Below are 12,579 nucleotides of genomic sequence, written 5' to 3' on the forward strand. Positions count from 1 at the left end.
TGGTGGTGAGCACGCGGTGCCCGCGCGCTCCTCGGTGCTGACGTTACGGTTCGCGGACCCGTTCCGACCCCTGCCGGAGATCACGGTTTCATCTCGGTACTACCGGCTCTCATCTGGGGTTTTTCACAGAATCGCGCAAAGACGAACCGGAGGTGCGGGGCGGTCCTGCCCCGCGCCTCCGGTCCGTCAGGCGGTCGCTCCTACGTGCCTCAGCCGAGTCGGCGACGCAGGCGCCAGACGAGCAGGCCGGCGCCCGATGCCAGGAGGCCGAGGGCCCACGCGAGCGGGCCGGACTCGTCGGCGCCGGTGTACGCGAGGCTGCCCGATGCGGTCGGCGTGTGGGTGGTCGTGACCGTGGTCGTCGCCGTCGGCTGCACCTCGAAGCGGATGGTGCTCGTCACGTCTCCGGACGCGACGGTGACCGTGTGCGGCGACGCGTGCTCGAAGGTCACCCACGTGGCAACAGCCTCGGGGTCGTACTCGATGCGGTCACTGGCCACGTCGCTCGTGAAGGTGAGGTCGGTGTGGTCGCCGACCGGCTGCCCCTCGGCGTCCACGGCCAGGGCGCGGATCTGCACCCGGTCACCCTGTCGGGCCGGGACCGCGTCGACCTGCTGCGGGTCGCCGTCCGCCGGGTAGTAGGTGATCACGTCGCCCTCGACGCCCCACCGGTCGCCGGTCGTCCCGTCCGCGGGGAGCACCCCGATGGTGATGCCGGCGACGGCAGCGGGGGCCTCGGAGACGCGGACCGTGAACGAGGTCGAGACGCCGCCCTCGGACACCGTCAGTGTGCGGGTGCCCGGCTCCGAGAACGTCACCGTGTTCGCCGACCAGTTCGGGTCCCAGACCACGCCGTCGGACGCGGTGGTGCTCGTGACGGTCGAGCGCGGGTACTCGTCGCCCGGGGTGGTGCGGTTGCCCAGCGCGTCGACGGCCAGCCCCGCGAGGGTCATCGAGGAGCCGACCGTGGCGGGGACCTCCGACACCACGGTGTCACCGGTGCCACCCGGCGCGTACTCCCGGATCGTCCCGTCGGCGTCGACCTGCCAGCTGACGTCGGAGTCCGAGCTGTCGACGCCGAACGTGACACCCACCGGGGCGCCGGGCTCGATGTCGACCCGGACGTACTGCACGGCGGTCTGGTGCAGGTCGGTCGCGGTGACCTGGAACAGTGCGGGGCCGTCGAACGTGCTCTTCGGGGTGGCGCTCAGGACACCGGTCTGCTCGTTCCAGGACCAGCCGTTGACGTCGTTGGTCGGGTCGAAGTTCAGCGGGTTGAACAGGTACTCCAGTGGGCCGTCGCCGCCCTGGGCGGTGAAGGTGTGCGAGAACGGCTGGCCGGCGGTCGCGGTGAGGACGATCGGCGCGTCCTTGCTCGACGGCTCCGCCCAGGTGACGGGCGTCGATGCCTCGGGGGCGGGCTGGTCTGCGGCGGCGGGGGTCGTCGTCGCGGTGCCCGCGGCGGGCGGTGTGGTCGCGGCCGGGGTGGTGTCCGGCGTCGCCGTCTCGTCGGTCGGTGCCGGTGCCGGTGCCGGTGCAGGCGCCGGTGCCGGGTCGGCGGTCTCGCCGTCCGGTGCGGCCTGCGCCGTGTCGGGAGCGGTGTCGGTGCCGGTGTCGGTGTCGGCCGCCGTGGTGTCGGTCGCGGCGTTCGCGGTGGTCGCGTCCTGCGGAGCCGACGTCGCGGTTGTGCTCGGTGCAGCGGTCTCGTCGGTCGCTGCGGAGGCGGCGCTCGCCCCGATGCCGAACGCCGACGAAGCGGTGACGATCGCGATCGCCGCTCCGATCGCCGCGCTACGGCGGAAGGTGTACCTGCAGGACTGGTTCACGGGATCCCCCTCGGATGCCTGGGTGGGACGCCGGATCAGCGTCCTCTACTCAGGGAATGTCGCCCGCTGACCAGTCCTGACGATCGCTCGATCACGGAATGATCACGATGGCGACGGAGCTCCGCAGCCGTCGTGCCGGACCCGCGCCGCGCCTCCAGACCGCCGTGTCACGCTCCGACGACGGACGCGGCACGTTCGAGCGCGTCGCGGAGTGCGCGCACGGCTGGCGACGACGCGCCAGCGGCGCGGACCACCGTGAAGATCGTCCGACGCGGGCGCTCGGGCAGCTCGAGCAGCCGGCACGTCGTCGTCCGACCGGTCCACATCAGGTCGGGCATCAGGCTGACGGCGTTGCCCGACTCGACCAGACGGATCTGCGTCTGCAGGTCCGCGGTCTCGTACCGGACGTCGGGCTCGAAGCCCCAGCGCCGACAGACCTGCTCGGCGAAGTGCCGCGACGCGGTGCCGCGGGGTTCCATCACCCAGGGCATGGTGCGGGCGTCCTCGAGCGACGACACCGGGCGCAGGGCCGTGTCGAGCGGGGGCAGGGCGAGCCGGACGGCGTCGGTCGTCAGGTCGGAGCGGTCGAGCCCGGGCAGGTGCGGAGCGGCGTGGGCCGGGTACTGCTCGGCGATGACCATGTCGAAGTCACGAGCCCACGTCTCGTTCAGTGCGGTCTCCGGTTCCCGCTGGACCATCTCGACCCGGACGTCGGGGTGTTCCGTGGCCATCTCGTGCAGGGCGCTCGGCATCAGGGCGAGGGCCGCGGACTGGAACACGGCGACCCGCACGCGCCCCTGCACGGACGACAGGGTGTCCTCGACCTGCGACTGCGCGTGCTCGAGGACGTCGAGCACCTGGCCCGCCGCGGCCACCAGCACCTCGGCCTGCGGGGTGAGCTGGAGCCGTCGCCCGGCCTTGCGGAGGAGCTGCACGCCGGCCTCCCGCTCCAGGGCGCTCAGCTGCTGCGAGACCGCCGACGGAGTGAAGTTCACGGCCTCGGCGACGGCCGCGATCGTGCCGCGGATGGACAGCTCACGGAGGAGCACGAGACGGCGGACGTCGAGCATGGTCCGACGCTAGCCGGATCAGGACCGGAACGGTAGCGCAACTGAACGGTATCCATCAGGAACGCTCACTTCCGCTACCGCATCCCCGACCTCCACACTGAACCCATGACGACGCTGCACGAGGACTCCGCCATCGACCACGACGCCCTGGCGGACCAGTCCGTCGCGCTCGTCCGACAGTGGCTCGCCGAGGCCGAGACCTACCCGGTCGACGGCTCCGCGAAGCAGCTCGCCGGCGTGCTCGCCGACCCCGCCGGACTCGACTTCGCCGTCGGGTTCGTCGACGGGGTCGTGCGACCGGAAGACCTCGCCGTCGCCGCCCGCAAGCTCCGCCAGATCGCCCCGGACGCCCCCGGGTTCCTCCCCGCCGCGCTCCGCGGACTCGTCCGGCTCGGCGGCGGCATGGCCCCGATGCTGCCGAACGTCGTCGTCCCCATCGCTCGACGGGTCCTCCGGAACATGGTCGGCCACCTGATCGTCGACGCCACCGACTCCAAGCTCGGCCCGGCCATCGCCGGCATCAAGCGCGACGGCGTCCGCCTCAACGTCAACCTGCTCGGCGAGGCCGTCCTGGGGGAGCGCGAAGCCGCCCGCCGACTCGAGGGCACGCACAAGCTCCTGGCCCGCGACGACGTCGACTACGTCTCCATCAAGGTGTCCTCGACCGTGCACCCGCACTCGCCGTGGGCGTTCGGCCACGCGGTGGACGACATCGTCGAGCAGCTCCGACCGCTCTTCCAGCGTGCCGCAGCCGCCACCCCGGCCAAGTTCATCAATCTCGACATGGAGGAGTACAAGGACCTCGACCTCACCATCGCGGTCTTCACGAAGCTCCTCGACGAGCCCGAGTTCCTCGGCCTCGAAGCCGGCATCGTGCTGCAGGCGTACCTGCCCGACGCGCTCGCCGCGATGCAGGAGCTGCAGGAGTGGTCCGCAGCCCGCCGCGCTCGTGGTGGTGCCGGCATCAAGGTCCGTCTGGTCAAGGGCGCGAACCTGCCGATGGAGCAGGTCGAGGCCTCGGTCCACGGCTGGCCGCTCGCCACCTGGCACACCAAGCAGGACTCGGACACCAACTACAAGCGCGTGCTCGACTGGGCGCTCACCCCATCGCGCGTCGAGAACGTCCGCGTCGGTGTCGCCGGGCACAACCTGTTCGACGTCGCGCACGCCTGGTTGCTCGCCGGTGAGCGCGGCGTGCGGGACGGCATCGAGTTCGAGATGCTGCTCGGCATGGCGCAGGGGCAGGCGTCGGCCGTGAAGAACACCGTCGGTTCGCTCCTGCTCTACACGCCGGTCGTGCACCCGGGCGAGTTCGACGTCGCGATCGCCTACCTGATCCGTCGCCTAGAAGAGGGTGCGTCACAGGACAACTTCATGTCCGCGGTCTTCTCGCTGGTGTCCTCGCCGCCGCTGTTCGCCCGCGAAGAGGAGCGCTTCCGTGCATCCCTGGTGCCGCTCGCGACGCCTGAGGGCCTCGAAGCGCCGGCCTCCCACCGTGTCGCCGACCGATACGCCGCCGTCGGCCGCCCCGGCCCCGGCCACTTCGAGAACACCCCGGACAGCGACCCGTCGGTCGGCGCCGTCCGCGCCTGGGGCGACGCCATCACCGCACGGGTCGCCTCGTCGACGCTCGGCGTCCGCGCCGTCCAGGAGGCCCGGGTCGACTCCGCCACGGCGCTCGACACCGCGCTCGGTCGCGCCAAGGCCGCCGGTGCGGTCTGGGGGACCTGGTCCGGTGGTGCACGTGGCGCCGTGCTGCACGCCGTCGGCGACGCACTCGAGGCGAACCGCGCCGCACTCATCGAGGTCATGGCGTCGGAGACCGGCAAGACCATCGACCAGGCCGACCCCGAGGTGTCCGAGGCGATCGACTTCGCGCACTTCTACGGCACCCTGGCGTCTTCGCTCGACGACGTCGACGGTGCGACCTTCACGCCCGCGGCGCTGACCCTGGTCGCGCCGCCGTGGAACTTCCCCGTCGCGATCCCCGCCGGATCGACCCTCGCCGCGCTGGCGGCCGGGTCAGCCGTCGTGCTGAAGCCCGCGCCGCCCGCCGAGCGCTCCGGCGCCGTGCTCGCCTCGATCATCGAGACCGCGCTCGACGCCCACGGGGCCCCGGCCGACGTGCTCGCGTTCCTGCAGGTGTCGGAGAACGACCTCGGGCAGCAGCTCATCGCGTCGCCGATGGTCGACCAGGTCATCCTCACCGGTGCGTACGAGACGGCCGAGCTGTTCCGCTCGTTCCGCCCCGACCTGCCGCTGCTCGCCGAGACCTCGGGCAAGAACGCCGTGATCGTCACGCCGTCGTCCGACCTCGACCTCGCCGTGAAGGACGTCGTCGCGTCCGCGTTCGGGCACGCCGGTCAGAAGTGCTCGGCCGCGTCCCTCGTCGTCATGGTGGGCTCGGTCGCGAAGTCGAAGCGCTTCCGGAACCAGCTGCTCGACGCGGTGGCCTCGCTCACGGTGGGGTACCCGACCGACGCCGCGACGCAGATGGGTCCCGTCATCGAGCCGGCCTCGGGCAAGCTGCTCGACGGCCTGACGAAGCTCGGCGCGGGGGAGTCCTGGGCCGTCGAGCCGAAGCAGCTCGACGAGACCGGCAAGCTCTGGAGCCCGGGTGTCCGACAGGGCGTCCGCCGCGGCTCGGAGTTCCACCGCACCGAGTACTTCGGCCCGATCCTCGGCATGATGACCGCGGACTCGCTCGACGAGGCGATCGACATCGTGAACGAGGTCGACTACGGCCTGACCTCGGGCCTGCACTCGCTCGACCCGGCCGAGATCGGCACGTGGCTCTCGCGGATCCAGGCGGGCAACCTCTACGTCAACCGCGGCATCACGGGCGCCATCGTCCGGCGTCAGCCGTTCGGCGGGTGGAAGAAGTCGGCGGTCGGCGCCGGCACGAAGGCCGGTGGGCTGAACTACCTGCTCGGGCTCGGGCCGTGGACGCCGGCACCGGCGGTTGCTGCATCCGGTGTCGCCGTGTCGGGTCCGGTCTCGGCGTTCGCCCGGGCTGCCGAGGTCGCGTCGCCGATGCTTGACCGTGCGCTGGCGTCCGACGAGCAGGCGTGGTCGACGCTGTTCGGCACCGTGACCGACGTCTCGGCGCTCTCCGCCGAGCGGAACATCGCCCGGTACCTGCCGTTCCCGTCGGTGCAGGTGCGGCTGGCCGCGGTTGCCGACTCGGACGCGGACGCTGACGCCTCGGTGGTCGAGCTCGTCCGCGTCGTCGCCGCTGCGCTCCGTGCCGGGACGACGATCGAGGTCTCCACGGCCGCGACGCTGCCGTCGTCCGTCGCCGCGGCGATCCGGTCGCTGCCGATCGTCCGCTCGCTGTCGCAGACGGTGTCCGACGAGGCCTTCGCGAGCTCGGTCGCCTCGGGGCCGTCGACGCGGGTGCGGCTCATCGGTGGTGACACCTCGGCGCTGTACTCGGCCGTCGGTGGTCGTCCGGACGTCGCGGTGTACGGCGGCCCGGTGACCGAGGCCGGGCGGCTCGAGATCCTGCCGTTCGTCCGCGAGCAGGCGGTGTCGATCACGGCGCACCGCTTCGGCACGCCGAACCACCTGACCGACGACCTGATCTGACCCCGGACTGCGGCGCTGGCGTTCGGGTCCTGCGCCGCTTGCACAACCGAAGTGCCCCCGAACCGCGCGATCGCGTGGTTCGGGGGCACTTCGGTTGTGTGGCGTGCGGAACGCCGTGCACGGGGCTGTCCGGTCGCCGCACCGCCTCGGGTGCTTCGGAGGGGCACAGCGTTGCCTCGGGTGCGCGTCGCAACCACGGCGCGCAACCGACGGCCCTGCGTCGGGTCGAACCCGGAGGAGCTCCACCATGACCGAACCGTTCGCACGCCCGACCGCCCTCGCCCACGTCCGCGTCACCGTGACCGACATCCACCGCAGCAAGGCGTTCTACCAGCAGCTGCTCGGCACCGACCCGGCCATCGACTTCAGCGACCAGGTCGACGAGCCCGGCGTGCGCGAGGACCGCGAGCGTTTCTACGGCGGCTCCGTGTTCCGGCTCGGCGATCAGGTCTTCGGTCTCCGCCCGGTCGCTCCGGCGGGGCAGACGTTCAACCCGAACACCGTCGGGCTCGACCACGTGAGTTTCGTCGTGGGGTCGGTCGACGAGCTGCACCAGGCGGCTGCACGTCTCGACGCCGCAGGGGTCGAGCACGGCGAGGTCACCGACCTCGGTGACGCCGGCATGGTGATCCTGTCCGTGCAGGACCCCGACGACATCAACCTCGAGCTGGCAGCCCTCAAGGGCTGAGGTCGTCAGTCGGCGACGGCGGCCTGCTGCGCGACCATCGAGCCGGTCACGAGCTCGCGGAGCTCGGCGGGCAGCGGGATCGGTCGGCGGGCGCCCTCGCGGTCGATGATGACGTGCACGAACTCACCGGTGGCGAGCAGGGCGCCGTCGGACTGCCGGAACAGGCCGAACTCCCACGACAGGCTCGTGGTGCCGAGGTGCTTCGAGCGCATCCCGACCTCGATGACGTCCGGCCAGACGGCCGACTCGACGAACCGGCAGCTCGACGACACCAGCACGGCGATCCACTCCGACGAGAACGGGTCGAGCCCGGCGGCCTCGCGGAACCAGTACGTCGACGCGTTGTCCATCGCCGAGTAGTAGATCGTGTTGTTGACGTGCCCGAACATGTCGTTGTCGTTCCAACGGGTGGGGTAGGAGCGGCGGAACGGGTACTCGTCGATGGTCATCGGTCTCCGATCGGTGGTGCGGGTGTGGCGTGCACCGCGTCGGGCCGCAGGACGTACTCGAACGCCGCACGTGCCCGGTCGGGATCAGGGGTCTCACCGGAGATGAACTCGGCGTAGGTGAACGACTCGGAGATCCGGACGAGCAGCCGTGCGAGCTCCTCAGCCGACAACGGTGCCGGATCGAACGTACCGGACGACTCCTGCTGCTCGATGAGAGCGGTCACCCGGGCGACGAAGCGGCTCTGCACGTCGCTGTCCGAGGTGGTGAGCAGACGCATCGCCCGAGCGGGTTCGCGCGTCAGGAACGCCCGGAAGTACGGGGCGTCGATCAGGTCGGCGGTGAACCGGTCGAGCACGACGACGAGCCGGGCTGCTCCGGTCGCCCCGATCTCGTCGGCGGCGTGGGTGGCTCCGTCGAGGGTCGGGACTGCGAGGGACCACAGGATCTCGGACAGCAACCGGTCACGGTTGCCGACCCACCGGAACAGCGACGTGCGGTCGACGCCGAGTGCGGCAGCCAACGCCCCCATGTCGATCCGTGAGCCCGCGATGAAGGTGTGACGGGCCTCCCGGAAGGCGCGCAGCGCAGAGTCTGATGTGTACACGCGATCCTCTCTTGCAACGTTTTCGAGAATGATGCATCGTGGTTCCCATGTCAACGACGATGCCCGCGACGCCCCTGCTCGAATCGGACTTCTACGGCTTCCAGCAACAGCTCACCGAGCAGGAGCGCGCGTCGCTCGGGCAGCTCCGGCAGTACCTCGAGCGCGAGGTCGCGCCCATCGCCGACGCGTACTGGGCGCGCGCCGAGTTCCCGATGCAGGTGATCGCGCCGCTCGCCGAGCTCGGCATGTACGGGCCCGGCGTCCCGCTCGTGCGGCAGTTCGAGAACTCGGCCGTGTACCGCGGCTGGGCGGCCCTCGAACTCGGACGCGTGGACGCGAGCGTCGCCACCTTCATCGGCGTGCAGTCCGGCCTGGCGATGAACTCGATCGCGGTCGCCGGCAGCGACGAACAGCAGCGCGAGTGGCTGCCCCGTATGGCCGCGGGTGCGATCGTCGGGGCGTTCGGGCTCACTGAGCCGTACTCGGGCAGCGACTCCGCGAAGGGCCTGCGCACCACTGCCCGGCGCGAGGGCGACGAGTGGGTGCTCGACGGCGAGAAGCGCTGGATCGGCAACGCCACCTTCGCCGACGTCGTCGTGATCTGGGCGAAGGACGTCGCCGACGGTCAGGTCAAGGGCTTCCTCGTCACCACCGACACCGCGGGCTTCACCGCGACGAAGATCGAGGACAAGATCGCGCTGCGCGGCGTGCAGAACGCCGACATCGTCATGCAGGACGTCCGGGTGCCCGAGTCGCGTCGGCTGCAGAACGCGACGTCGTTCCGCTCCACCGCCGAGGTGCTCCGACTGACCCGCACCGAGGTCGCCTGGCAGGCCGTCGGCATCGCGGTCGGTGCGTACGAGGCCGCGCTGGCCTACGCCCGCGAGCGGATCCAGTTCGGCAAGCCGATCGCCGCGCACCAGCTCGTGCAGGACCTGCTCGTCAAGTCGCTGTCGAACATCACGGCCTCGATCGCACTGTGCACGCAGGCCTCGGCCATGCAGGACGCCGGGGTCGGTGGCGACGAGCACTCCGCGATGGCCAAGGCGTTCGCGACCGCGAAGATGCGGGAGACCGTCGCCTGGTGCCGCGAGGTGCAGGGCGGCAACGGCATCGTGCTCGACAAGGGCGTGGCCCGGTTCTTCGCCGATGCCGAGGCGATCTACTCGTACGAGGGCACGCGCGAGGTCAACACCCTGATCGTCGGGCGGGCGATCACCGGGCAGGCCGCGTTCGTCTAGCGGCCCGCCCGGCTCGCCCCGGTTCGCCGGACGGGTGCGCTACCCGAGCAGCGCCGGCCGCTCCCACTCCTGGTCGAGCACGTGCTGCCCCAGGAACGCGAACACCGTCTCGTACCAGACCACCGCGTGCTGCGGAGCGAGCACCCAGTGGTTCTCGTCCGGGAAGTACAGGAACCGGTGCGGCATCGAGCCGTCCGGCGCCGCGTGGTGCTCCGCGAGTTCGGACCAGAGCCGCAGCCCCTCGCCGATCGGCACCCGGTAGTCCTTGTCGCCGTGGATGACGAGCATCGGTGACGTGATGTCACCCACGAACCGGTGCGGGTCGTTCGCCGCGATCCCGTCGGCGTCGAAGATCGACGACCAGTACTGCGACGAGTCCGTCGTGCCGTTGAACTGGTCGAGCGCCCACAGGCTCGCGTGGGTGACGATCGCCCGGAACCGGTCGGTGTGCCCGGCGACCCAGTTCGCCATGTACCCGCCGAACGACCCGCCCATCGCGGCGGTGCGGGTCGCGTCGATGTCCGCCCGCGCCTCGACCACGTCGGTGATCGCCATCAGGTCGGTGTACGGCGCCTGCCCCCAGGCGTTCCAGCCGCGGTTCACGAAGTCGAGTCCGTAACCGGTCGAGAGCGCGGGGTCCGGCAGCAGCACGGCGTAGCCCCGGGCTGCGAGCAGCATCGGGTTCCAGCGCCACGACCATTGGTTCCACGAGTTGAGCGGTCCGCCGTGGATCCACAGGACGAGCGGGTGCGGCCCGTCGCCCTCGGGCACGACCAGCCAGCCGCGCACGCGGGCGCCGTCGGCTGCGGTCGTCTCGACCTCTTCCAGGTGGGCGGGCACGTCCGGCAGGGGCGCCGGCGTCGCCAACGGGGTCACCGTGCCGTCCGTCGCGATGCGCACCGGGTGCAGCGGGGCCGCCCAGGAGGCCCGGAGCGCCACGACCACGCCCGTCGCCGCCGCCACGCGCAGGCTCGAGTACGCCCAGTCGTCGTGCGTCAGCTGCTCGACGGCGCCGCCGTCGAGGGGGATGCGGAAGACCGGCGCGCGGCCGTCCTGGTCGGCGACCGCCAGGAGCGCGCGGTCGCCGTGTTCGAACACGAGCTCGCTCGGCCAGCGGTCCCAGTCGGTCGCGACACGGCGGGCGTCGGAGCCGTCGATGCCGGCGACCCAGACCTCCTGCTGGTTCGCGCCGGCCGGGGTGGAGCGGACGGTGCGGACCCAGGCGATCGTCCGGCCGTCGTGGCTGAGCGCCGGCATCTCGTGGTCGACGTCGACGTCGTCGAACAGCACCGCGCGGTGGCCGCTGGACAGGTCGATGGTGACGAGCGTCGAGCGGTCCCCACGGGCCTCCCGGACGCCCACGGAGGCCAGCAGGACCGAACCGTCGGGCGTGAGCGCCCCGCCGACGTGGTCGAGCGAGCGTCCGGGGGCCGGTGTGCGGTCGACGGGCTGGACGGGTTCGGCGCCGCCGTCGGCGGCGCCGCCGTCGGTGCCGATGCCCGCCGTGTCGAGGGTCAGGACGTGCGTCTGTGCCGGGCCGAGGTCGTGGTCCCAGTACCGGACCGGGTAGGTCTCGTGCAGGATCGCGCGGACCTGCTTGTCCTTCCGGCTCTTCCGGAGCTCCGCGTCGGCCTCGAGCACGGTCGCGGGGTCGGAGCCGGCCCCCGGCAGCAGGTCGGCGGTCAGCGCCAAGACGTCCGACGAGGCCGCGGTGGCCAGGACCCCACCGACGCCCCCGGCCAGGCGGGTGAGCGGACGGGCCTCGCCACCGGTCGCGGGCAGCACCCAGAGCTGGGCTGTCTCGAGGTCGGTGGCGTCGGCGTCGGGCCGGGCGGAGACGAAGAGCAGGTCGCCGGTGCGGGTGAAGGCGATGCCGCCCTCGCCCTTGGCGGAGCGCGTGAGGCGGACCGGGCGTGCGGCGGGTGTGCCGGCGTCGTCCGCGTCCTCGGCCGGGGCTGCTGGTACCTGCCAGATCGACCGGCGGTACCCGGTGCCGTCCGGGTCGAGGGCACTGACCGTCAGGGCGACGCGGGTGCCGTCGGGGCTGATGTCGATGCCGTCGACACGGGGGAGCGCGATGTACTGGTCGAGGTCGGAGAACGGGGTGCTCATGCGTGCACGCTCGCCAGGTCCTCGGCCCAGAAGGCGGCGACCTGCTCGGCGACCGCGGTGCCCTGGGCGTGGCCAGCCTCGGCCGAGGGTGCCTGGGTGGCGAGCGAGAGCGAGTTCGTGCCGAAGGCCTGCTGGGAGGCGCTGTCCGCCACCACGACCTCGACCGACGAACCACCGGCGCGCAGGGCCTCGACGGCGACGTCGAGCCACGGCCCGCACGGGGACGGGCCCTCGGGGCCGCAGGCGATGACGAGTACCCGCTCGTACCCGGCGGCGGCGTCGGCGTTCGTGCCCGAGCGGACACCACCGTCGACGTACGGGCGGCCGTCGATGGCGACCGGGGTCCAGACGAAGGGCACCGAGCAGCTGGCCGCGACCGCACGGGGGAGCGGCACGCCGTCGGCCGCCGTCAGCAGGCGGAAGGTGCCGTCGGTGGCGTCGACCGCGGTGACGGCGAGCGGCTTCTCCGGCCACTCGGTGGACGGGAGCGTCTCGCCGAAGGTCGCCGTCCGCTCGTCGTCGCTCTGCCCGCCGACGACCTGCTGAGCGGCCTGACCGAGTCGAGCCCGGGCGTCCTGCTCGCCGGTCGCACCCTGCAGTGCTGCGCCGATGTGCTGCTGCACGGCCTCGACGTCGATGGGGGCCGGCTCTTGGTAGGTGGTCGGCGCAGGGGTGTGCTGCTGGTCGTAGGCCTGCTGGACGGCACCGTTCCGGACGAACGCGCCGACGACGCTGCCGGCGCTGGTGCCGACGACGAGGTCGGCCGCGTCGAGGTCGACGCCGGCTTCCTGCAGGGCGACGAGCACGCCGACTTCCCACGCGATGCCGGCGACACCTCCGCCGCCGAGGACGAGGGCTCTGGATCCGGGAACGGGCGTGCTGACGTCGGTCATGGGTCCTGCTTACCAGCTGCGTGCGACGGGCCGGTGGAGGCCGATGGATCCTGTGGAGAACCCGCCTGTGGACAACTCCGTCCGCGTCGGTGGCGTGACCTAGCGTC

9 protein-coding genes are annotated in these 12,579 nt (G+C 71.9%); 3 read left to right on the top strand and 6 right to left on the bottom strand.

The annotated features are described in order from the left end of the window. Window positions 1-209 precede the first annotated feature (209 nt). Together DEJ12_RS12910 and DEJ12_RS12915 are read right to left on the bottom strand one after the other, a co-directional pair. On the bottom strand, window positions 210-1,826 hold the full coding sequence (locus DEJ12_RS12910) for a hypothetical protein (RefSeq protein WP_111030300.1): 1,617 nt from the start codon (window positions 1,824-1,826) through the stop codon (window positions 210-212). A gap of 167 nt (window positions 1,827-1,993) precedes the next feature. Continuing rightward, the gene (locus DEJ12_RS12915; RefSeq protein WP_111030301.1) at window positions 1,994-2,896 is read right to left on the bottom strand and encodes a LysR substrate-binding domain-containing protein; all 903 of its coding nucleotides are present in this window, start codon (window positions 2,894-2,896) and stop codon (window positions 1,994-1,996) included. A 105-nt stretch (window positions 2,897-3,001) separates the two neighbouring features. Between DEJ12_RS12915 and DEJ12_RS12920 the strand changes: the two genes are divergently transcribed. Continuing rightward, window positions 3,002-6,484, top strand: coding sequence for a bifunctional proline dehydrogenase/L-glutamate gamma-semialdehyde dehydrogenase (locus DEJ12_RS12920; RefSeq protein ID WP_111030302.1), 3,483 nt, complete (start codon window positions 3,002-3,004; stop codon window positions 6,482-6,484). 247 nt (window positions 6,485-6,731) lie between these two features. Next, the gene (locus tag DEJ12_RS12925; protein ID WP_111030303.1) at window positions 6,732-7,172 is read left to right on the top strand and encodes a VOC family protein; all 441 of its coding nucleotides are present in this window, start codon (window positions 6,732-6,734) and stop codon (window positions 7,170-7,172) included. A gap of 5 nt (window positions 7,173-7,177) precedes the next feature. Here the strand turns inward: DEJ12_RS12925 and DEJ12_RS12930 are convergent, their stop codons facing one another. Further along, complete coding sequence (locus DEJ12_RS12930; RefSeq protein ID WP_111030304.1) at window positions 7,178-7,621, bottom strand: thioesterase family protein; 444 nt, start codon at window positions 7,619-7,621, stop codon at window positions 7,178-7,180. Beyond that, complete coding sequence (locus DEJ12_RS12935; protein WP_071247243.1) at window positions 7,618-8,226, bottom strand: QsdR family transcriptional regulator; 609 nt, start codon at window positions 8,224-8,226, stop codon at window positions 7,618-7,620. Before DEJ12_RS12935 ends, DEJ12_RS12930 begins: the two co-directional genes overlap by 4 nt. Window positions 8,227-8,285: 59 nt before the next feature. On the opposite strand from DEJ12_RS12935, the gene DEJ12_RS12940 reads away from it, so the two are divergent. After that, the gene (locus DEJ12_RS12940) at window positions 8,286-9,467 is read left to right on the top strand and encodes an acyl-CoA dehydrogenase family protein (RefSeq protein ID WP_111030305.1); all 1,182 of its coding nucleotides are present in this window, start codon (window positions 8,286-8,288) and stop codon (window positions 9,465-9,467) included. 39 nt (window positions 9,468-9,506) lie between these two features. Here DEJ12_RS12940 and DEJ12_RS12945 read toward each other — a convergent pair whose 3' ends face one another. Together DEJ12_RS12945 and DEJ12_RS12950 are read right to left on the bottom strand one after the other, a co-directional pair. Beyond that, entirely contained in the window at window positions 9,507-11,579 is a 2,073-nt protein-coding gene (locus DEJ12_RS12945) for an alpha/beta fold hydrolase (RefSeq protein ID WP_111030306.1), read from the bottom strand. Then, window positions 11,576-12,472 (bottom strand): patatin-like phospholipase family protein, encoded by an 897-nt coding sequence (locus DEJ12_RS12950; protein WP_111030307.1) that lies wholly within the window; start codon window positions 12,470-12,472, stop codon window positions 11,576-11,578. Before DEJ12_RS12950 ends, DEJ12_RS12945 begins: the two co-directional genes overlap by 4 nt. Between the last annotated feature and the right edge of the window lie 107 nt (window positions 12,473-12,579).

This window comes from Curtobacterium sp. MCLR17_059 (assembly GCF_003234665.1).
GTDB classification, from domain to species: domain Bacteria; phylum Actinomycetota; class Actinomycetes; order Actinomycetales; family Microbacteriaceae; genus Curtobacterium; species Curtobacterium flaccumfaciens.